This window comes from Sphingomonas sp. SP3, assembly GCF_058514305.1.
Genome location: NZ_JBZSOE010000001.1, coordinates 1,007,393 through 1,028,001, shown reverse-complemented (window position 1 = coordinate 1,028,001; position 20,609 = coordinate 1,007,393). Strand labels below are relative to the sequence as shown.

The 20,609-nt window shown below is 64.3% G+C and carries 24 protein-coding genes; 1 reads left to right on the top strand and 23 read right to left on the bottom strand.

All coding sequences use genetic code 11. From position 1 onward, the window contains the following. Nucleotides 1-10: 10 nt before the first annotated feature. On the bottom strand, nt 11-1,246 hold the full coding sequence (metK, locus tag AC4K8G_RS05420) for a methionine adenosyltransferase (RefSeq protein WP_491733148.1): 1,236 nt from the start codon (nt 1,244-1,246) through the stop codon (nt 11-13). Between the two features lie 54 nt (nt 1,247-1,300). Continuing rightward, complete coding sequence (gene lnt, locus AC4K8G_RS05415) at nt 1,301-2,815, bottom strand: apolipoprotein N-acyltransferase (RefSeq protein ID WP_491733147.1); 1,515 nt, start codon at nt 2,813-2,815, stop codon at nt 1,301-1,303. 66 nt (nt 2,816-2,881) lie between these two features. Between lnt and AC4K8G_RS05410 the strand changes: the two genes are divergently transcribed. Beyond that, nucleotides 2,882-3,304, top strand: a complete 423-nt coding sequence (locus tag AC4K8G_RS05410; RefSeq protein ID WP_491733146.1) for a VOC family protein — start codon at nt 2,882-2,884, stop codon at nt 3,302-3,304. Here the strand turns inward: AC4K8G_RS05410 and AC4K8G_RS05405 are convergent. From AC4K8G_RS05405 to AC4K8G_RS05305, 21 genes are all read right to left on the bottom strand, one after another. Beyond that, nucleotides 3,301-4,182 carry a hemolysin family protein gene (locus AC4K8G_RS05405; protein ID WP_491733145.1) on the bottom strand — a complete coding sequence of 294 codons (882 nt, stop codon included), beginning with the start codon at nt 4,180-4,182 and terminating at the stop codon, nt 3,301-3,303. The genes AC4K8G_RS05410 and AC4K8G_RS05405 overlap by 4 nt on opposite strands. Further along, the gene (ybeY, locus tag AC4K8G_RS05400) at nt 4,182-4,688 is read right to left on the bottom strand and encodes an rRNA maturation RNase YbeY (protein WP_491733144.1); all 507 of its coding nucleotides are present in this window, start codon (nt 4,686-4,688) and stop codon (nt 4,182-4,184) included. Before ybeY ends, AC4K8G_RS05405 begins: the two co-directional genes overlap by 1 nt. A 6-nt stretch (nt 4,689-4,694) precedes the next feature. After that, nucleotides 4,695-5,687, bottom strand: a complete 993-nt coding sequence (locus tag AC4K8G_RS05395; protein ID WP_491733143.1) for a PhoH family protein — start codon at nt 5,685-5,687, stop codon at nt 4,695-4,697. Beyond that, nucleotides 5,687-6,994 (bottom strand): tRNA (N6-isopentenyl adenosine(37)-C2)-methylthiotransferase MiaB, encoded by a 1,308-nt coding sequence (gene miaB, locus AC4K8G_RS05390; RefSeq protein ID WP_491733142.1) that lies wholly within the window; start codon nt 6,992-6,994, stop codon nt 5,687-5,689. The genes AC4K8G_RS05395 and miaB overlap by 1 nt, the downstream gene beginning before the upstream one ends. Then, on the bottom strand, nt 6,991-7,842 hold the full coding sequence (locus tag AC4K8G_RS05385) for a lysophospholipid acyltransferase family protein (RefSeq protein ID WP_491733141.1): 852 nt from the start codon (nt 7,840-7,842) through the stop codon (nt 6,991-6,993). The genes miaB and AC4K8G_RS05385 overlap by 4 nt, the downstream gene beginning before the upstream one ends. Continuing rightward, nucleotides 7,739-8,161 carry a Fur family transcriptional regulator gene (locus AC4K8G_RS05380; RefSeq protein WP_491733140.1) on the bottom strand — a complete coding sequence of 141 codons (423 nt, stop codon included), beginning with the start codon at nt 8,159-8,161 and terminating at the stop codon, nt 7,739-7,741. The genes AC4K8G_RS05385 and AC4K8G_RS05380 overlap by 104 nt, the downstream gene beginning before the upstream one ends. Nucleotides 8,162-8,206: 45 nt before the next feature. Beyond that, nucleotides 8,207-8,626 carry a Ros/MucR family transcriptional regulator gene (locus tag AC4K8G_RS05375; protein ID WP_491733139.1) on the bottom strand — a complete coding sequence of 140 codons (420 nt, stop codon included), beginning with the start codon at nt 8,624-8,626 and terminating at the stop codon, nt 8,207-8,209. 115 nt (nt 8,627-8,741) lie between these two features. Continuing rightward, nucleotides 8,742-9,227, bottom strand: a complete 486-nt coding sequence (locus AC4K8G_RS05370; RefSeq protein ID WP_491733138.1) for a GNAT family N-acetyltransferase — start codon at nt 9,225-9,227, stop codon at nt 8,742-8,744. After that, nucleotides 9,227-9,841, bottom strand: a complete 615-nt coding sequence (gene tsaB / locus AC4K8G_RS05365) for a tRNA (adenosine(37)-N6)-threonylcarbamoyltransferase complex dimerization subunit type 1 TsaB (RefSeq protein ID WP_491733137.1) — start codon at nt 9,839-9,841, stop codon at nt 9,227-9,229. Before tsaB ends, AC4K8G_RS05370 begins: the two co-directional genes overlap by 1 nt. Nucleotides 9,842-9,896: 55 nt before the next feature. Beyond that, nucleotides 9,897-10,469, bottom strand: coding sequence for a NifU family protein (locus AC4K8G_RS05360; RefSeq protein ID WP_491734416.1), 573 nt, complete (start codon nt 10,467-10,469; stop codon nt 9,897-9,899). Between the two features lie 31 nt (nt 10,470-10,500). After that, a complete protein-coding gene (locus tag AC4K8G_RS05355) occupies nt 10,501-11,157 on the bottom strand; it encodes a cytochrome b/b6 domain-containing protein (RefSeq protein ID WP_491733136.1) in 657 nt (218 codons plus the stop codon). 10 nt (nt 11,158-11,167) lie between these two features. Beyond that, a complete protein-coding gene (locus AC4K8G_RS05350) occupies nt 11,168-11,704 on the bottom strand; it encodes a c-type cytochrome (protein WP_491733135.1) in 537 nt (178 codons plus the stop codon). Further along, complete coding sequence (gene mmsB / locus AC4K8G_RS05345) at nt 11,701-12,597, bottom strand: 3-hydroxyisobutyrate dehydrogenase (RefSeq protein ID WP_491733134.1); 897 nt, start codon at nt 12,595-12,597, stop codon at nt 11,701-11,703. The genes AC4K8G_RS05350 and mmsB overlap by 4 nt, the downstream gene beginning before the upstream one ends. A 1-nt stretch (nt 12,598) precedes the next feature. After that, nucleotides 12,599-13,375 carry an enoyl-CoA hydratase gene (locus tag AC4K8G_RS05340; protein WP_491733133.1) on the bottom strand — a complete coding sequence of 259 codons (777 nt, stop codon included), beginning with the start codon at nt 13,373-13,375 and terminating at the stop codon, nt 12,599-12,601. A gap of 10 nt (nt 13,376-13,385) precedes the next feature. Further along, complete coding sequence (locus AC4K8G_RS05335) at nt 13,386-14,453, bottom strand: enoyl-CoA hydratase/isomerase family protein (protein ID WP_491734415.1); 1,068 nt, start codon at nt 14,451-14,453, stop codon at nt 13,386-13,388. 8 nt (nt 14,454-14,461) lie between these two features. After that, nucleotides 14,462-16,087, bottom strand: a complete 1,626-nt coding sequence (locus AC4K8G_RS05330) for a PHA/PHB synthase family protein (RefSeq protein WP_491733132.1) — start codon at nt 16,085-16,087, stop codon at nt 14,462-14,464. A 3-nt stretch (nt 16,088-16,090) separates the two neighbouring features. After that, on the bottom strand, nt 16,091-17,233 hold the full coding sequence (locus tag AC4K8G_RS05325) for an acyl-CoA dehydrogenase family protein (protein WP_491733131.1): 1,143 nt from the start codon (nt 17,231-17,233) through the stop codon (nt 16,091-16,093). A 12-nt stretch (nt 17,234-17,245) separates the two neighbouring features. After that, nucleotides 17,246-17,866 (bottom strand): glutathione transferase GstA, encoded by a 621-nt coding sequence (gene gstA, locus AC4K8G_RS05320; protein WP_491733130.1) that lies wholly within the window; start codon nt 17,864-17,866, stop codon nt 17,246-17,248. Nucleotides 17,867-17,880: 14 nt separating this feature from the next. Then, nucleotides 17,881-18,105 (bottom strand): hypothetical protein, encoded by a 225-nt coding sequence (locus tag AC4K8G_RS05315; protein ID WP_491733129.1) that lies wholly within the window; start codon nt 18,103-18,105, stop codon nt 17,881-17,883. 60 nt (nt 18,106-18,165) lie between these two features. Further along, nucleotides 18,166-19,104 (bottom strand): polysaccharide deacetylase family protein, encoded by a 939-nt coding sequence (locus AC4K8G_RS05310; RefSeq protein WP_491733128.1) that lies wholly within the window; start codon nt 19,102-19,104, stop codon nt 18,166-18,168. A 2-nt stretch (nt 19,105-19,106) separates the two neighbouring features. Further along, nucleotides 19,107-20,606, bottom strand: a complete 1,500-nt coding sequence (locus AC4K8G_RS05305; protein WP_491733127.1) for a CoA-acylating methylmalonate-semialdehyde dehydrogenase — start codon at nt 20,604-20,606, stop codon at nt 19,107-19,109. Between the last annotated feature and the right edge of the window lie 3 nt (nt 20,607-20,609).

The following is a 20,609-nucleotide window of genomic DNA, read 5'->3' as shown; positions in this document are numbered from 1 at the left end:
CGACCGCGCGTCAGGCGTCGACCGTCTGCGCCTCCGCGCCGACGGCGGCCTTCAAATCCTCGACCAGGTCGAGCCGCTCCCACGGGAAGCGGTCGCCTTCGGCCGTGCGCCCGAAGTGGCCGTAAGCCGCGGTCGCCTCGTAGATCGGCTTGTTGAGCCCAAGGTGGGTGCGGATGCCGCGCGGGGTCAGGCGGCCCAGCTTGGCGATGCGGTTGATCGCGGACTCGATCTGATCGTCACCGACTTTTCCGGTGCCGTGCGTGTCGACGTAAATCGACAGCGGCTCGCTAACGCCGATCGCATAAGCGAGCTGGATCGTGCAGCGGCGCGCAAGGCCCGCGGCAACGATGTTCTTGGCAAGGTAGCGCGCGGCATAAGCTGCCGAGCGGTCGACCTTGGTCGGGTCCTTGCCCGAGAAAGCGCCGCCGCCGTGCGGAGCCGCGCCACCATAGGTGTCGACGATGATCTTGCGGCCAGTCACACCGGCGTCGCCGTCGGGGCCGCCGATCTCAAAGCTGCCGGTCGGGTTGATGTGATAGACGGTCTCGTTGCCGAGAAGCTCTGACGGCATCACCCGAGCGACGACCGACTTCACATAAGCATGGAGCTCGGCCTGCTTTTCGCCGCGGTCATAGCCGGGCTTGTGCTGCGTCGAGACCACGATGGCGGTCGCCTTGGCCGGCTTGCCGTCCTCGAAGCGCAGCGTGACCTGGCTCTTGGCGTCGGGCTCCAGGAACGGGGCCTTGCCGCTGTGGCGGTCGGCAGCCATCTCCATCAGGATCTTGTGGCTGTAATCCAGCGTCGCCGGCATCAGGTCGGGCGTCTCATCGCAGGCAAAGCCAAACATGATGCCCTGGTCGCCTGCGCCTTCGTCCTTGTCGGTGCCGGCATCCACTCCCTGCGCGATGTGCGCCGATTGCGGGTGAAGATGGTTGGCGAAATCGAAGCGGTCCCAGTGGAAGCCGTTCTGTTCGTAGCCGATACGCTTCACCACCCCGCGCACCGCTTCCTCAATCTCTTCGCGAACCCCCGGCGCCCAATTGCCGTCCTGGTCCATGATGCCCTTGCCACGGATCTCGCCAGCAAGGACGACGCGGTTGGTCGTGGTCATGGTTTCGCAGGCGACGCGAGCCTCAGGGTCCTTGGACAGGAAGAGGTCGACGATCGCGTCGGAAATCTGGTCGGCGACCTTGTCGGGGTGGCCTTCGGAAACGGATTCGGAGGTGAACAGGTAAGAGCTGCGCATGGAGAGGAGCGGCCTCGGAATTAGGGATATAAAGAAGTCTTTATATGCGCGCCTCTAGCGACGCCGCCGCCCTAGCACAATGCCGCCGAAGATGAGCAGGAAGCCGAGCGTCAGCGGGATGCTGTTGCCGAACCGGCCGAACATCGGCGCCGAATTTGCGGGGGGCGGAAGCACGGCGTCGACGACGCCCGCTTTGCGCCACGGGAGCGAGCGGACAACGTTGCCGTGCGCGTCGATCACGGCGCTGATCCCGGTCGGCGTCGCGCGCAGCACCGGAATGCCTTCCTCGGCAGCGCGAAGACGCGCTTGCGCGAGATGCTGGGGAGGGCCCCACTTGCCGAACCAGGCGTCGTTCGACGGATTGAAGATGAATGAAGGGCGGTTCTCCCAGTCGACCACATGGCCCGAGAAGATGATTTCGTAGCACAGCTGGAAGCCGACCTTGCCCCATTGATCGCCGAGATCGATGGTCCGCGGCCCGGGTCCGGAGGTGAAATCCATGTCGCCCGGCGCGAGCCTCGACAGGCCAAGCGCCGACAGGAACGGGCGCATCGGCAAATACTCACCATAAGGCACCAAATGGGCCTTGTCGTATCTTCCGGCGACCCTGCCGCCGGGTGCCAGCACGAAGATGCTGTTCGCCGCGCCGTCGACGTGGACTCCGTCCTTCGACGCGACTGCAATCCCGCCGGTCAGCAGCCGGTCGTTCGGGCCGAGCAGCGATGCTGCGCGCGTGCGCTGGAACATCGCCATCGCCTGATGATCGCCGGTGCGGGCGTCCTCGAGCGGGTCGGTAACCGCGGCTTCCGGCCAAAGGATCAATCGCGGCTCGCTGCTCGGGCCGCCTGACAGCGTTGCGAGGCGCCTTGCCGCCTCTTCATCAAATCCCGGGCGCCACTTGTCCTCTTGTCCGATGTTCGGCTGCACGATCCGCACGTTCTTGACCGTCAGCGGGTCCTCCGGAACGGGCGACGAGGGCAGCAGCCACAGGAGTAAGGTGATGCCGATGATGACGACCAGCGGCAGCCATTTCCTGTAATATTCCAGCCAGATCGCGCCGCCGAGCAGGATCACGATCGCCGACAGGCCATAGGTGCCGATCAGCGGCGTGATCGTAATCAGCGGCGTTGGGGCCAGAACTGCGGCGACCGGGTTCCACGGGAAGCCCGTGAACATTGTCCCCCGCAAAAACTCGGTGATCGCCCAAGCTCCGCCAAGGACGGTGATCAGGACGACCCGGTCGTCGCGGCCGAAGCGCCAGGCGAGGCCGACAGCGATTGCGGGGTAGATCGCGAGGTAGAGCGAGAGCAGCACAACCGCGATCCAGCCGAGCCAGGCAGGCATGTTGCTTTGGAAGGTGAAGGCGGTCGCGATCCAGTTCAGACCGACCACGAATTGGCCGATGCCGAAGGCCCAGCCGATGAACAGGCTGCGCCAAAGCGTCTTCTCGCGGTCCAGCAGCTCGCACAGCACGGCGATTGCCACCAGCATCAGCGGCCACAAGCCGACCGGCTCGAACGCGAAGGCAGAGACTGCACCGGCGATGAAGGCGTAGAGGACGTACAGCATCAAATGCGATGGCTAGCGATTAACCGCGGTTAACGAAAGCCTCGACAGCATGTAAGGACGCTGGCCATGAGCTTGCCTCCCTTCCACCTCGCTTTTCCGGTCGACGATCTCGCCGCCGCGCGCCGCTTCTACGGTGAGCTTCTCGGCTGCCCCGAGGGCCGCAGCGCGGACCATTGGATCGACTTCGATCTCCACGGACACCAGATCGTCGCGCATCTTTCCGCTGACGCTCCCCGCGGCCGCATCACCAATCCGGTCGATGGCGAAGACGTGCCGGTTCCGCACTTCGGGCTGGTGCTGGCGATGGATGCGTGGAAGGCGTTGGCGGAACGGTTGCAGGCGGCCGGCACGCAGTTCGTGATCGAGCCCACGGTGCGCTTCGCCGGGCAGCCGGGCGAGCAGGCGACGATGTTCCTGCTCGATCCGGCCGGCAATGCGCTTGAGTTCAAGGCGATGGCGGACCCGGCCAAGCTTTTCGCCAAGAATTAGTCGGGCTGCGGCATCCCGTCGGGTGCATGCAGGCGGACTCGCTTGATCCGCCGGCTGTCGGCATCGGTCGATTCGAGCCGCCAGCCTGACGGGTGAATGACCGACTCGCCCGGCCGCAGGATCCGTCCCGCAAGCAGGAAGGTGAGGCCGCCGACGGTATCGACTTCGTCGTCTTCGGCAGTGAGGCGCGCGTCCACGGCTTGCTGCAGCTCTTCCAGCTCCAGCCGTGCATCGGCCTCCCACAGCCCATCCTCGAGCAAAGTGAGCATGCCCGCGACGTCCTCGTCGTGCTCGTCCTCGATGTCGCCGACGATCTCCTCGACGACGTCTTCGATGGTGACGAGGCCTTCCGTCCCGCCGAACTCATCGACGACGATTGCAAGGTGCGTGCGCTGCGCCCGCATCCGGGCCAGCAACTCGATCACGCCCATGGATTCGGGGACGAACAAGGGATCGCGCATCAACGCCGGCAATGAACGGTCCCGGCTTTCGTCGTCGGACGCGACGAACACGTCCTTGATGTGGACCATGCCAACGACCTGGTCGAGGCTCTCGCCGTAGACCGGGAGGCGGCTGTGACCGGCATCGGCAAAGGCGCGCACCAAATCCTCGAAGCTGACACCCGCCTGGACGGCGATGATGTCGCCGCGCGTCACGCAGATATCGCCTGCGGTCTGCTCGCCGAAATGCAGCAGGTTGCGCAACATCTGTCGCTCGGTCGGCGACAGGTCTCCGGCAACGGGATGCGAATCCTCCGCTTCGTCGATCGCGTCTTCGATCTCCTCGCGGAGCGTCGGCTCGGCATCGTCCCCGAAGATCAGGTGCTGGATCCCGCGCCAGATGCGCGACCCGCCTTCGTCATCCTGACGTGTGGCCATCAGTCGACGATCTCATAAGGGTTGGCGATTCCCAGCCGCGCCAGCGCATCGGCTTCGCGCCTTTCCATGTCCGTCGCATCGGCGTCGGCCTGGTGATCGTAACCGAGCAGGTGAAGCGTGCCGTGGACAACCAGGTGGGTCGCATGCTCGTCTATGGTGACGCCCTTTTCGGCCGCTTCACGCTCACACACGCCGCGCGCAAGGATGATGTCTCCGAGCATGAGCGCCGGCCCGTCCTCGTCGGCCGCCTCCAGTTCATAGGCTTCGGCCATGGGGAAGGAGAGGACGTTGGTCGGCTTGTCCTTGCCGCGCCAGTGGGCATTCAGACCGCGTACTTCTTCGTCCCCGGCCAACCGCACGGACAGCTCAATGTGGCGCGCGCTTTCGTTGAGCTGGGGAAACGCGCTTTCGGCAATGGCCGCGGTCGCCGCTTTGCGAACGAGCGGCTCCCACGAGCTGCTACTGTCCCATTCCTCGTCGGCTTCGAGGGCGATTTCGAGCATCATCGGCGCTTAGTTCCTCGGGCCCTCATAGGCCTCGACGATGCGCCCGACCAGCGGATGGCGGACCACGTCGGCGGAGGTGAAGCGCACGACCGAAATCCCATTCACATTCTCCAGGCGTCCGACGGCGTCCGCGAGGCCCGACTTGGTCGGATCGGGAAGGTCGACCTGGTGGGGGTCGCCGCAGATCACCATCCGGCTGCGCATGCCGAAGCGGGTCAGGAACATCTTCATCTGCAACGGCGTCGTGTTCTGCGCCTCGTCAAGGATGATGAAGGCGTCGTTGAGCGTGCGCCCGCGCATGAAGGCCAGCGGCGCGATCTCGATCTCGCCGGAGGCAATGCGGCGCTCGACCTGTTCGGTCGGCAACATGTCGTAGAGAGCGTCGTAAAGCGGACGAAGATAGGGATCGACCTTCTCCTTCATGTCGCCCGGAAGGAAACCGAGACGCTCGCCGGCCTCGACCGCTGGGCGCGACAGGATCAGCCGATCGACGCTTCCGGTGATGAGCTGCGACACAGCCTGCGCGACCGCCAGATAGGTCTTGCCCGTGCCCGCCGGGCCAAGCCCGAAGATCATGTCGTCTCGGGCAAGCGCTTCCATGTAGGGCGTCTGCATCGCCGAACGCGGGACGATGGTCTTCTTGCGCGTCCGGATCATGACCTTGGGTGCCGAGGTCACCTCTTCCTGGATGATCCCATCGAGATTGGGTTGGGCAGCCATGCCGAGCACGGCTTCGACGGCTTCGGCGTCTACGTCGTGACCGCTGTCGAGCCGGTTATAGAGTCCAATGAGGACATCGCGGGCACGCGCGGCCGCGTCCGGATCGCCCTCGATCTGTACCTTGTTGCCGCGCGCTGCGATGTGCACGGCAAGCCGGTTCTCGATGGTGATCAGGTGCCGGTCATAGTCGCCAAACAACGGCCCGAGCAGGTACGGCTGCTCGAATTCAAGCTCGAGGCGGGCGCGGTCAGGGACGGCATGAAGCTCGCGCTTGGACATCAGGCAGCCACCAGTTCGCGCGCGGCGCCGGTCATGCTGTTGGGCCCCGCGGCGACCAGGGTGACGTCGATGATGTCGCCCGCCTGTGCATCGGTATCGAGATGGACGGACTGAAGCCACGGGCTCTTGCCGATCATCTGACCGGCATAGCGCCCCTTCCGTTCGATCAGGATCTGCGTGTCCACGCCAACCTTGCTGCGGTTGAAAGCCAGGCTGTGGGCTGTGATGCGCTCCTGCAGCCGTTGCAGGCGCTCGTCCATGATCTCGCGGGCGATTTGGTCCTCCATCGTGGCGGCCGGGGTCCCCGGGCGCGCGCTATATTTGAACGAATAGGCCGAAGCGTAGCCGACTGCATCGACGATGTTCAGCGTGTCTTCGAACTCTGCATCGCTTTCGCCGGGGAAGCCGACGATGAAATCGCCCGAAAGCGCGATGTCGCTCCGCGTTGCGCGCATTTTTTCGATCGTGCGCAAATAGCTTTCGACAGTGTGGCTGCGGTTCATCGCCTTCAGCACTCGGTTGCTGCCCGACTGCACCGGTAGGTGCAGGTACGGCATCAGCTTGTCGATCTCGCCGTGCGCAGCGATCAGCGCGTCGCTCATGTTGACCGGGTGGGAGGTGGTGTAGCGAATCCGCTCGAGGCCATCGATCTTCGCCAGCGTGCGGATGAGGTCGGCAAAGTTGGTCTCACCGTCATCCCACGCGTTCACATTCTGCCCGAGCAGGGTGATTTCCCGAGCGCCGGCGTCGACCAGCGCATGCGCCTCCGTGACGATGTCCCCCTGCGGCCGCGAAATCTCCGCGCCGCGGGTGTAGGGCACGACGCAGTAGGTGCAGAATTTGTCGCAACCTTCCTGGATCGTCAGGAAGGCGGCGGGACCGGCCCGCCGACGCGAAGGCATGGCGTCGAATTTCGAGATCGCCGGCATGTCGGTGTCGACAGGCCGAGCGCCGCGGCCGACTTGCGCAACCATGTCGGGGAGCCTGTGATAGGCTTGCGGGCCGACCACCAGGTCGATCATCGGCGAACGGCGCATCGCCTCGGCGCCTTCGGCCTGCGCGACACAACCAGCGAGCGCGATCAGCGGCTTCGAACCGTCTTCGCGGCGCAGGCGGCCAACGTCGGAATAAGCCTTCTCGGCGGCCTTTTCGCGGATATGGCAGGTGTTGAGCACGACCAGGTCCGCGTCGGTGCCATCGGCAGCCGCGCTCATCCCTTGCTCGCTGAGCAGCTCCGCCATCCGGTCGCCGTCGTAGACGTTCATCTGGCAGCCGAAGCTTTTGATTTTGAAGGTCTTGGGAGTCATTCGCTCAAGGCTATAGGCGGTTGCGAAGCGGACTTGAAGCGAAGCTTGGCAGCAATTGCGTCGCGCGCCCGTTCGGCCAATTCCTTGCGGTCGCCGGACCGATCAAGCGGGGCCAGCAGCCGCACGGTGACTGGTAGCGTGCCGCGGCGGCCGAGATTGCGCATGATGTTGTCCTTGCCCGGCTCCTCCCACCACCCGATCTCGGAAGCGGCAGCACCATAATCGAGCGCGACCGGGCGAATCGCCACGTCCTTCGCGGCATAATTGGCCGCTTCGAGAAGGGTCGAACGGAACGGCAGCATGTGCGTTCCGGGGCCGGTCGTGCCCTCGGGGAACAGCACGACGGGTTGGTCGCCTTCCAGCGCCTTGGCGATGGCCAAGGCCTGGTCCTTGGCACCCTTCCGGTGGCTGCGCTTCACGTAGACCGTGTGATTCTGGTCGGCGAGCCAGTGGATGAACGGGTGGCCAAGCGTGTCCTTGGACACGAACGCGCATCCCGTCGCGCCTCCCATCACCAAAATATCGAGCCAGCTGACATGGTTGGAGATGAGCAGGGTGTGGGGGCGGATCGGGTCGCCGTCGACCCGCACACGCGCGCCGATGATCCAGGCAGCAGCGCCAAGGAAACGCGGCGGCCATGGCGAGCGCCCAGTTAGAGCCTTCGTCGCAAGGTGGATCGGCGCGCAGACGACGAACAGGCCGACCAGCCCGGCGAGCCGGATGGCGATGCGGAATGCCGAGGGCTTAGCGGTCGCGATCGCGGGAGACGCCGTACAGCTCCATCCTATGGTCGACGAGGCGGAAGCCGAGCTTCTCGGCGATCCGCTTCTGGAGCGCCTCCAGCTCATCGTCGACGAACTCGATCACATTGCCGGTCTCGACGTCGATCAAATGGTCGTGGTGCGTCTCGGACGCAGCTTCGTACCGCGACCGCCCGTCGCCAAACTCGTGACGCTCGAGAATTCCGGCTTCCTCGAACAGGCGAACGGTCCGGTAGACGGTCGCGATCGAGATGTTCGGATCGATCGCCGCCGCGCGAGCGTGAAGCGTTTCGACGTCTGGGTGATCCTCGCTATCGCCGAGCGCGCGCGCAATCGTCTTGCGCTGCTCGGTGATCCTCAGTCCCTTGTCGGCGCACAGCGCCTCGATATCGATCTTACGCGTCATGAATCCAACGTAAGCATCGGCGAAGTGCCGGTCAAAGCGTGCCGCTTATTTTCGGTTGCGCCGCCGCTTGGTGCCGAGGCCGATCGACTTCGCCAATGTCCGCCGTTGTTCGGCATAGTTGGGCGCGACCATCGGATAATCGGCAGCGAGGCCCCATTTCTGGCGGTACTGGTCGGGCGTCAGGTTGTAGTGGGTCATGAGATGCCGCTTCAGCATCTTCAGTTTCTTCCCATCCTCAAGGCACACGATGTAATCGGGCTTCACCGAAGACCGGATCGATACTTTGGGTTCGGGCCGCGGCTCTGCGCCGGACGAACTATGCGAAATGGTGGAAAGCGCCTGGTGAACATTCTGTATCAGGTTCGGCAAGTCATTCACTGCAACACTGTTGTTACTCACGTGAGCCGCGACAATATCCGCAGTTAACGTAAGTAAAGTGTCCTCGGCGCCATCATTATCGGCCATCTTTGCAATTCCCCATTAAAAGCAGAGACCCATGCAGCATCGGCTGCAACTAGGGCATTAGGGGGCGAATAGGGTGCGCGCAACATCGTCACCCGCGATACAAAGAAAAAAGAATTCAGAGATTCTTGGCGAGGGTGATTGCGTCGTAACGGCTGCCGTCCGATGCCTGGTAATAATTGCGGCGGCGCCCAACCGGTTCGAAGCCGGCATTCAGGTACATTTGGACAGCGGGATTGCCGTCGCGCACTTCCAGGTGAATGCGATTCACATCGTCGCGCCCGGCCTGATTGATGAAGTGATCGAGCAATTGCCGCCCGATTCCCTGACGATGCCGGTCAGGCAGGACCGCAAGCAGAAGCAGCTCGGCTTCGTCAGCCACCGACCGGAGCAGCGAAAACCCGATCGTGTCCCCGGTCTTCGACTCAGACGCGACGCTGAGCACAACTCCGGCCATCGGCAGAATTCCGGCGAGTTGCGAGCGCGTCCAGGCTTCGCCGAAACGGCTGCCGAATGCCCGGGTCATCACGTCCATGACCTGGTCGAGATCCTCGGACGAACCGCGCTCAATCCGGATCGAGTCGGCGAAGGCGGGCGTCGCCATCACGCGGCCTCCCTGACTTTCGCGTCGGGAGCACGGGCATAGACGGGCTTAGGGGCGAGAGAACGCAAGGCTGCCGGCAAGCGCAGCGCGTCGGCTGCTGTCGGCCAGGCGTCGCGGGCCTCGCCCGATCCGCGAGCTTCAACCAGCCGCGCGGCGCCTGATCCGACGACGATCGGGGCGTTGATACGCTGCGCGGCCTCTGCGGGGACCAGGTTGTAGAGTTCTGAAGTCGGCTCAACCGTCGAGCTATCATATTGCTGGACGAACAGCTCACCATGACCGCCGAGCACGCAGGCGGCGACTTCGCCGTCCCCTCCCCCTCCGGCGCCAGCTGCAAGCAGAGCGAGCGAGGACATGCCCTCGATCTTGGCTCCCCAGCCGATGGCCAGGCCATGCGCAGCGGCGATGGCGACCCGGATCCCGGTGAAGCTGCCCGGACCCACGCCCACCAGGATCGATGTCGCGCTTCGGCCGTCGAGCAGCTCGGCGATCATCGGCACCAGCCGCTCGCTGTGGCCGCGGCCGATCAGCTCATCCTTGCGCGCGATGCACCGGTCCCCGTCGAAGAGGGCCGCAGTGCAGGCTGCGCTGGACGTGTCGAACGCCAAAAGCATGGGCTGAATAGTGGTCACATGCGGCCCAACGCCGCAACCCCCCAAGGGATCAAGCCTATACCGCTTCGACCGTCTCGACTTCGGGGACGTAGTGGCGGATCAAGCTCTCGATCCCGCGCTTCAAGGTGATGGTCGATGACGGACAGCCGGCACAGGCGCCATGCATCGACAAATAGAGCCGGCCCTCCTTGTAGCCACGATAAGCGATATCGCCCCCGTCCTGCGCAACCGCAGGCCGGACGCGCGTTTCGATCAGTTCCTTGATCTGGTCGATGATCTCTGCGTCGGCTGGATCGTCATCGAAATCCTCATCAGCGGCGACGTGGATTCCCGCGGCGCTTCCGGGGGCAAATAGCGGAGCGCCGCTTACGAAATGATCGAGCAGAGTCTCAACCACCAATGCCTCGAGGTCACTCCAGGAAACCCCGGGCGCCGCTGTCACCGAGACAAAATCACGACCGTAGAAGACGCCTTCCACCAGGCCGCTGTCGAACAGCGCCTTCGCAAGGGGCGACGCTTCGGCGCTCTCCGCGTCCGCGAAATCGCGCGTTCCGGCTTCCATGACCGTCTGGTCGGGCAGGAACTTGCGCGTCGCGGGATTGGGCGTCTGTTCGGTGCGGATCAGCATGGCCGCCATGTGGTCTTCCGACCCGCTTCAATCAAGGCGCAAAGGGCGGCGCGCCGGCGATGATCCAGCGCGTGATACCGATGCCGACAACGAGGCAAAGCAGTGCAACCCACCATTTGCCCGGCTTCATCGGCGCGGCCGATGGATCGACCGCGGCCTTCCCGGTGATCATGGGCTTGGTCAGGTGCCGGCCTCGCAGCCGATAGAAAATGATCGCCGCAATGTGCAGGACGATGAGGCCAAGGATGACATTGAACCAAAGTTCGTGGAGATCGCGCGCCTTGTCCGACGTGTCGATGCTGACGAGCCGGGACAGCGGCCCGGTATAAAGCCCGTCTTCGTCTTCCGCGATCAGCCCCAGGCCGACCTGGACCGTCAGCGCACCGAACAGGGCGAGCACGCTAAGAGCGCCAAGCGGCGTGTGACCGATGCCCGTCCATCGGCCTCGCAGATACTCACGAACCGCGCGAGGCCCTCGGATGAAGCTCGACCAGCGCGCGGTCGAGCTTCCGACGAAGCCCCACAACAAGCGGAAGATGAGCAAAGTCAGGATCCCGCAGCCCGACCAGATATGCCAGTCGGTATGGTGGTTCTTCACCGACCACCAGCTGAACAGGATCAGCGCGGCAAGCAGCCAGTGCACAGCCCGGACGGGCAGGTCCCAGACCGGCTGCTTCACGGCCGCCACTGACGGCAGATCAGCTTTTCGGGGCGCGGAATGGGTCGTGACAGGCCTTGCATGCCTGGTCGACCCGCTCGTGGAGCGCCATGACCTTGTTCAGGTCGCCCGCCCTTGCTGCGGCGTCGATCGCCCGTGTCGCGGCGAGAAACTCCTTCGATTTCCCAATGAAGTTGGCTTGCTGGGTCCAGATCTCGGGCTTGGCCCGGGTCTTGCCGACGTCCGGACCGGTTCCCACCGGGAACATGCCGGGGATTTGCGCCGCGGCCTTCGCCATCAGGGCGGTCTGAGCCCGGACCGCATTGAGGTCGGCCGGGCTCGCATCGAGCGCCCGGTGCAGCGTCTTCATGGAGTCGCCCAGCTTCTCCATCGCCTCGTGCCGGTCATGCATGATCTGGAGCGCCCGCTCCTTGCTCGGCGCGGCGACGGCAAGCATCGCCATGTCATTGCCCTTCGCGGTCTCCGGCGCGGCATTGTTGGCCTGGCTCGTGTCGGATCCCCCACAGCCGCTCAGAAACATCAGCGGGATCGCAATTAACGCTGCTCGCATCTTCATTCAGGGGCCTTCCAACTGTCATCGATCATCTTGATGATACCGGAGAAATCTTTGCCGCCACCGCCGCGATCGACGAAGCGCTGGAACAACTCTTCGGCTTCGGCGCCCATCGGCGTGTAAGCATCGACGCTCTTCGCCGCATCGGCCGCGAGCTTCAAATCCTTCAGCATCAACGCCGCCGCGAAGCCGCCTTCATAATCATGGTCGGCGGGCGTTTCGGGGCCGACTCCGGGGACCGGGCAATAAGTAGTCATCGACCAACTCTGCCCCGACGCCTTTGATGAAATGTCGAAAAAGGTCTGGAGGTCGAGACCCAGCTTCTTTGCCATCACGAATGCTTCGCAGGTCGCAACCATGGTCGCGCCGAGGATCATGTTATTGCAGATCTTGGCCGCCTGCCCGGCGCCCAACTGGCCGGCGTGAATCACCGCCTTGGCCATCGGTTCGAGAAAGGGCTTGGCCCGCTCGAACTGGGTGTCGGTGCCGCCGACCATCAGGGCCAGCGTGCCCGCCGCTGCCGCGGCAATGCCGCCCGATACCGGCGCATCGACGAAATCGAAGCCGGCGGCCTTCATCGCTTCGCCGACCTCGCGCGCCGAAGTCACGTCGATCGTCGAACAGTCGATAAACAGCGCGCCGGCCTTTGCGTTGGGCGCGACGTCTTTCTCATAGACCGCGCGGACGTGCTGCGCGGCCGGAAGCATGGTGATGACGACGTCGGCGTCCTTGACCGCTTCGGCGGCAGAGCCCGCGGCTGAGCAGCCGCCGTCGGTCGCGTGCTGTACGGCTTCGGGGACGAGATCGAAGGCCTGAACGTCGTGCCCCGCCTTGGCGAGGTTCGGCGCCATGCCGCCGCCCATGTGGCCCAAGCCGATGAACGCGATACGGGCCATGTTACCGTCCCTTCCAATTGCCGGGCCGCTTGTCGACGAAGGCGCTCATGCCCTCTTTCTGGTCCTCGGTTCCGAACAGGCCGTGGAACAACCGACGCTCGAACCGGATGCCCTGTCCGAGGGGAATTTCGAAGGCGGCGTTGACCATTTCCTTGACCGCGATCGCTGCCAGCGGCGGCATGCTCGCGATCGCCTCCGCAGTTTTCATCGCGTCGTCGAGCAGGTCGGCCGCAGGGACGACCTTGGCGACGAGGCCGGACCGCTCGGCTTCTGCCGCGTCCATCATCCGCCCGGTCAGGCACATTTCCATCGCCTTGGCCTTGCCGACCGCCCAGGTCAGCCGCTGCGACCCGCCCATGCCCGGCGAGACGCCGAGCTTGATCTCGGGCTGGCCAAACTTGGCGCTGTCCGCGGCGATGATGAAGTCGGCCATCATCGCGACCTCGCAGCCGCCGCCGAGCGCGTATCCCGACACCGCGGCGAGCCACGGTTTGCGGGTTGCGGTAACCTTTTCCCAGCCGGCGAAGAAGTCCGACGAATACATGTCGGCGAAGCCTTGGCCCTGCATTTCCTTGATGTCGGCGCCGGCCGCGAACGCCTTCTCCGATCCGGTCAGGACCAGGCAGCGCTGGCTGTCGTCCGCATCATAGGCGGCGAACGCGTCGATCAACTCCTTCAGCACCTCGCTGTTGAGCGCATTCAGCGCCTGCGGGCGGTTGAGGGTCACGAGCGTCACCGCTCCGCGCTTCTCGACCAGGATCGTGTTGTAGTCTCTCATCGCTCGTCCTTTAGAAATCGAACGGCATCCATTGCTCTTCGGGCGGAAGGGGCTCGAAGAACTTGTCCACGTCCGCGTCGCCGATGACGGCCGGGTTGGTCGGGTGCCAGTTGGGTTTGTTGTCCTTGTCGATCAGGAGGGCGCGAACGCCTTCCTTGAAATCGGGATGGCGGATCATCCGCACCATGATCCCATATTCCATCCGCATCTCGTCGACGAAGTGAAGCTGGTACGGGCTTTCGACCAGCATCTTGAGGCTGACCTTGCAGGCCATGGGCGATTTCTTGCGGATGATCTCGGCTTCGCGGGCCGCCCATCCGTCACCGATTTCGCTTTCATCATCGAGCGCTTGGAGGATGTCTTCGACCCGGTCCGACGCGAACAGCCTGTCGATCTGCTTCAACCGGCCGAGGATCGGCGCTTCGGGCACCTCTTCGGCGCTGAGCTCGTCTAGGATCGCCTCGGTGCGGAAGGGCTGGGAGATGATCCGCTCCTTCGCTTCCTCCAGCCGCTCGGACGGCAGGTAATGCGTCGCGAGCCTCAGCCCGAGACATTCCGAGCCGGTGAGGCGATCGCCGGTCAGCGCGAGATATTGGGCAAGGCGGCCGCGGAGGCGCGACAAATAACGGCCACCGCCGACATCCGGGAAAATGCCGATGGTCGTTTCCGGCATGGCGAAGACCGTGCGCTCGGTGGCGACGCGGAAGCGGCACGGGCAGGCGATGCCGACCCCGCCGCCCATTGTGATCCCGTCCATGAAGGCGACGCCCGGCTTCGGGTAGGTATATTCGAGGTGGTTGAGGCGATATTCGTCGAAGAAGAAGGCGCGCGCCGCGGCCTCGTGACCCTCGACATCCTGGCTAATCCCGACGACGTCGCCGCCCGCGCAGAAACCGCGGCCCTCGGCATGGTCGATGAGAATGATCCGCACTTCCGGATCGTCGCGCCATTCGATGAGCGCGCTCGCCATGTCGCGAACCATCTGGCGATTGAGGCTGTGCAGCGCCTTCGGCCGGTTGAGCCGCAATCGCCCCGCCGGCCCCTGCTTTTCGGTGATGACGTCCTTCGCCCCGGTCATCGCATCCATCAGGGCATCATCGCGTATCGGCCCGGCGCGGGCTCGATCACCTTCTCGGGCTCACGGGCCGCGACACTCTTCCGGCTTCCATGCCGCTCGAGCCACTTCGTCCACCACGGCCACCAGCTGCCTTCGTGGCGGGTCGCGGTTTCGAGCCAGCTGCTGGCGCTCTCGGGCTGCTTTTCGTTGGTCCAATAGCCATGTTTGTTGGCCGCGGGCGGGTTGACGATCCCGGCATTGTGGCCGGACCCGCCGAGCACGAAGTCCGCGCCGAGGTGCCTGGCGCCGCCATAGACCGCTTCCCAGGCCGATACGTGGTCGTCCTTCAGCGCGATGACCAGGGTCGGGGTGGTGATCGCGGCAAGATCGATGGCGACATCACCGACCTTGAAGCCGGCCGGCTCTTTCAGCCTGTTTTCGAGCAGGAGCTCGCGGTTGTAGCTCTTGAGGAACGCCGCAGGGATGCGTGCTCCATCCTCGAACCAATAGAGCAGGTCCGACGGCGGCGCTGGCTTGTCGAGCAGGTAATGGTTCACGACCGACGACCAGATAAGGTCGTTGGCGCGCATCGCGGCGAACAGCCGTTGAAGCTCCAGGCTGTCCGCAAAGCCCTGCGCTTCGAGATGACCTTCGAGCGCGCCGATATGGGCTTCGTGAACGAACGCCGACCAGTCGCGCATATCCGAAAAGTCGACCAGCGCGCCAATCAGGGTCGCGGAAATGACCTCGTCAGCGCGGCCCTTGGCGGCGAGCCAGGCGAGCGCGATCGCGGTCAGCGTCCCGCCGAGGCAGAAAGAGAAGAGGTCGGGCGCGGTGCCGGTCCGTTTGGCCACTTGCTCGATCGCGGTGATGATGCCGTCGCGGACATAGTCGCCGACGTCCTTGTCGCGATGAGACTCGGTCGGGTTGACCCAGCTGATCACGAACACCGTCCGGCCCTCGTCGACCAGCCATTTGACCAGGCTCTGCCGAGGCACGAGGTCGATCATGTAATAGCGGTTCACCAGCGGCGGCACGTAGAGCAAAGGCTCGGCCGCAACCTTGTCAGTCGCGGGCATGTACTGGATCAGCTGGAACAGCTCGTTCTCGAACACCACGGCTCCGGGAGTCGCGGCAATCGTCTTGCCCTTCACGAACGCACTGGGGTCGGTCCGGCGCTGGACGATACCCTTGCCGCTGCCGACATCCTCGAGGAGGTTCATGAAACCTTGGACGAGGTTCGCGCCGCCGGTTTCCTTGACCCTTTTGACCACGTCAGGATTGGTGGTTGCGAAGTTGGTTGGCGCGACTGCGTTCAGATATTGGTCGAGCAGGAACTTCGCCATCGCGCCGCTCGAGCCATCGCCGGCTGTCCGTTCGACCGTGTCACGAAGCTGGCGCGAGGCGAGAAGATAGGAATCCCGGATCGCCCGATAATAAGGATCGTCCTGCCACTCGGACGACGAGAAACGACGGTCGCGCGGCTTGTCGGTCTGCTTGCCTGCAAGCGCGTCAGACCAGAAGTCGCTCCACTGCCGCGCCGCTTCGAGCTGGACGTTGAGCAATTCTGCCGGCCGCGCGGCAAAGCCGATCGCGGCTTCGGTCGCGGCCTGGGCGAGCGCGAACGGATCGAAGGGATGCGGCGCTTTCTTCATCAGCTACTGACGCAGCAGGTCGCGGCTGACGATCACGCGCATAATCTGGTTGGTGCCCTCGAGGATCGAGTGGACTCGAAGGTCGCGCCAGAAGCGCTCGATCGGATAATCCTGAAGATAGCCGTAGCCGCCATGCAACTGCAGCGCGCGATCGACGATCGATGAGCCGCTATCGGTGGCGAGGCGCTTGGCCATGGCCGCGAACCGGGTCTTGTCGGGCGCATTGGCGGTGACCTTGGCCGCGGCAACGTAAAGCAGGTAGCGTGCGGCCTGTAGCTCGGTCTCCATGTCGGCCAACGTGAATTGCGTCGCCTGGAAGTCTGCGATCGGCGTTCCGAACTGCTTGCGGTCCTTCGTATATTTGACGGCCTCGTCGAGGCAACGCTGCGCCCCGCCAAGCGAACAGGCGCCGATGTTGAGACGGCCGCCGTCGAGTCCCATCATCGCAATGCGGAAACCTTCGCCCTCGCCCCCGACGCGGTTGGCGACGGGCACTCGGACTTCGTCGAAATTGACCTGCGCGGTCGGTTGCGAATGCCAGCCGAGCTTCTTTTCCTGGGCGCCGAAGCTGACGCCCTTCATGTCCTTTTCGATGACCAGGCAGCTGATGCCCTTGGGTCCTTCCTCGCCGGTGCGGACCATGGTCACATAGACCTCGTTCTCGCCGCCGCCGGAGATGAACGCCTTGGACCCGGAGACGACATAATGGTCGCCGTCCAGCACTGCCTTGGTCTTGAGCGCGGCCGCGTCGGAGCCAGAGGACGGCTCAGTCAGGCAGTAGCTGCCGATCCGCTCCATCGTGATCATCGAGGGCAGGTATTTCTGCTTCACCTCGGCTGAGCCGAAGCGGTCGATCATCCAGCTCGCCATGTTGTGGATCGAGATGAAGGCGCTGGTCGAGGGGCAGCCGTAGGCCATCGCCTCCATAATGAGCGCCGCCTCGAGCCGGCCGAGACCGATGCCGCCGCTCTCCTCGCTCACGTAAATCGCCCCGAAACCGAGCTCTGCGGCTTCGCGGATCGTGTCGCGCGGGAAGATGTGCTTCTCGTCCCACTCGGCAGCGAACGGGGTGATGGCGTCGGCCGTGAACTTGCGCGCCATCTCCTGGATCTGGAGCTGGTCGTCGGTGAGGTCGAATTGCGTCATTGCGCGGGCGCTCTAGCCCGCCGGTTCCTCTTGAAGCAATCCTTCAAACCGAAGCACGTGGCGGACCGAGGGACGTTCCATCATCCGCTCGCGGAACGCCTTGAGGTTGGGCCAGCGGTCGAGCCCGAGAAACTTCTCGGCCCAGCCGGTGATCACAAACAGATAAGGGTCGGGCAGGGTCAACTCCTCGCCCATCAGGAACGGCCCTTCGCCGAGCTCGCCGTCGATATAGTCGAGCTTCTTCCCGAGATCGCGAATGACGAGTTGCTTCATTTCGTCAGTAGCGTCACGGTTGAACAGGAAGCCGAACCTCTTGTGGAGCTCGGTGGTGATGAAATTGACCAGCTCGAGCACTCGGTAACGCCGAAAATTCCCAAGCGGGGGAAGCACTTCGCCGACGCTCGACCGATCGCCGAGATATTGCAGGATCACCGCGTTTTCGGTGAGCACATCGCCACTGTCGAGTTCCAGCGCCGGCACCGAACCCTTTGGATTGATTGCTAAAAAATCGCTGCCGTCTTCGACGCGCTTCTCTTTGAGGTCGACCCGCACCGCGTCGTGGCTAAGGCCGATATCGTGAAGAAGGATGTGCGGTGCCTGGCTGCATGCGCCCGGCGAATAATAGAGCTTCATGGCCGGATGCTTTCCTAGAACGCGTTGGACGAGGCGTTGAGGTCGTTGACGTCGACGCCGTCCTGGCCGTTTGCGAGCTGGTCGGACGGCGTGGTGCTGCTCTCATCCGCCGGCAAGGTTTCGATGTCGGCGTTGGCAGCGACGTTGTCGATCGCGATGTTCTCGGCCGACTGCTTCTGGCACGCGCCCATCGCAGCTGCCGCTCCCGCCAAAACGAGCAATTTGGTCACAACGCGCATCGCGATCCTCCCGCATCCTTCCTGATCCAGATCAAACGCGTCAGGCGACGGGCGTATCCGTCACTTCGCGGGTGCGGGCGCCTCGTGAAGCACCTGCTCGTCGAACAGCCGCTTCGCGAGCGCCATGTCGTTGCGCTCGTACCAGCGTGGCTTGGGAATGCCCTTCTCCCACGCCGCAAGCTCCAGCAGGGTGCCGTTCGCTGACGGGACGTTCGGCGCAAGCTTGGAAATGGGGTCGGCATAGGCTTCGTCGGCGGTCACGATCTTCCACCCGTCCTTGCGCAGCGCCGCGACGAGGTCAGGGATGAACAGCGCCGCGATATCGGTTTCGTGGAGTACGATGACCTGCGCGGGCCGGCGGTGCCAGGTCTTCAGCGCCAAGCTGTCGGCGAAGTCCGCCGCGCCGACCATCGTCGTCACATAGAGCGACCGAAGCCCGTCCATGTCGATTTTCTTGCCGGCCGCGATCGCGTCCGCGGTCATCGCTTCGATATACCAGTCGGACCCGTCGACGGTCGCATAGCCGTTGTGAAGCCCGCGCGCCTTGAGCGCAGCGCGGACAGCGGCAACCTTGGCCTTGTCCTCCTGGCCTTCGTCGAGGAACGGATAGCGGAACCACGGGCGCCGGCCCTCGCGGCCCTTTAGGTAGGCCTCGGCCTTGTCGACGTTCGCCATGTAATCGGCGACGCTGAGCTCGCTCAAATGCGGGTGGGTGAAGCTATGGTCGGCGATGACGTGGCCGGCCGCGACGTAGGCCTGGATCCGCTCCTCGCCGCCGATGCCGTCGTCATGACCGATCTGGCCGGGGACCAGGTAGAAAGCCGCCTGCTTGACCCCCGCCTTGTGCAGCCCCGCGATCAGCCGGATCGTGCGCTGGTCCGGCGTGAAGAAAGCGCCACGACCGCGCGGGACGTCGTCGAAGGTGAGCGCGATGCGCTTGTCGGCAGCCGCCGGCGCCGCCGCGAACAGAAGCAGCAGCGCCGCGATCAGCCACCGCATGGTCAGGCGAAGGTCGGGATGATGAACGCGCTTTCGCCGTGGCCGCCGCCGTCCGGCCAGCGCTGCGTCACGACCTTGTTCTTGGTCCAGAAGCGCATCCCTTCCTGACCGTATTGGCCGATGTCGCCGAAGCCCGAACGCTTCCACCCGCCGAAGCTGTGGTAGCTGACGGGGACGGGAATCGGCACGTTAATGCCGACCATCCCGACATTGACGCGGGCGGTGAATTCACGCGCGGCATGGCCGTTGCGGGTGAAGATCGCGACGCCGTTGCCATAGTCATGCTCGGACGGAAGCTTCACCGCTTCCTCGAAGTTGGCGGCGCGGACGATCTGCAGCACCGGGCCGAAGATCTCGTCCTGGTAGCTCTTCATGCTCGGCTTCACATGGTCGAACAGGGTCGGGCCGATGAAGAAGCCTTCCTCATGTCCCTGAAGCGAGAAGCCGCGGCCGTCGACGACCAGCTCGGCGCCTTCGTCGATCCCCATCTGGATGTAATTCTCGATGCGCGCCTTGTGCGCCTTGCTCACCACCGGGCCGTAATGCGCCTCGGGATCGGTCGAAACGCCGACGCGAAGACTTGCGATCGCGGGGATCAATTTCTCGCGCAGAGCCTCGGCGGTCTCCTCGCCGACCGGGACAACCACCGGAAGAGCCATGCAGCGCTCGCCGGCTGAGCCGAACGCCGCGCCGGCAAGGTCGTTGACGACCTGGTCGAGGTCCGCGTCGGGCATAACGATCCCGTGATTCTTGGCTCCGCCGAAGGCCTGGACGCGCTTGTTGTTCGCGGTCCCGCGCGAATAAATATACTGGGCGATGTCGGATGAGCCGACGAAGCTGACCGCCGCGATGTCCGGATGGTCCAGGATCGCGTCGACCATTTCCTTGTCGCCATGGACGACGTTCAGGATGCCATCGGGAAGGCCCGCTTCCTTCATTAGTTCGGCGAGACGGACGGGAACGCTCGGGTCGCGCTCGGATGGCTTCAGCACGAAGGCGTTGCCGCAGGCGATCGCCATGCCGAACATCCACATCGGGATCATCGCCGGGAAGTTGAACGGGGTGATGCCCGCGCCGATGCCGAGCGGCTGGCGCATCGAGTAAACGTCGATCCCTGGACCCGCGCCGACCGTATATTCGCCCTTCAGCGCCTGCGGGATGCCGCAACAGAATTCAATCACTTCGAGCCCGCGCTGAACGTCGCCCTTGGCGTCCGCGATCACCTTGCCGTGCTCGCTCGACAGCGTGCGGGCTAGGTCTTCCATGTTCGCTTCAACCAGCTCCTTGAACTTGAACATCACGCGCGCCCGGCGCTGCGGATTGGTCGCTGCCCAGGCCGGCTGCGCAGCCTTGGCGGCGTCGATTGCCTTTTGCAGGTCGGCCGAGGTGCCGAGCCGGACCTGCGCCTGGACCTGGCCCTGGTTGGGGTCGAAAACGTCGCCCTGGCGCTCGCCCGAAGCGAAGCTGGAACCGCCGATGAAATGGTCGATGCTGCGAAGCATTGG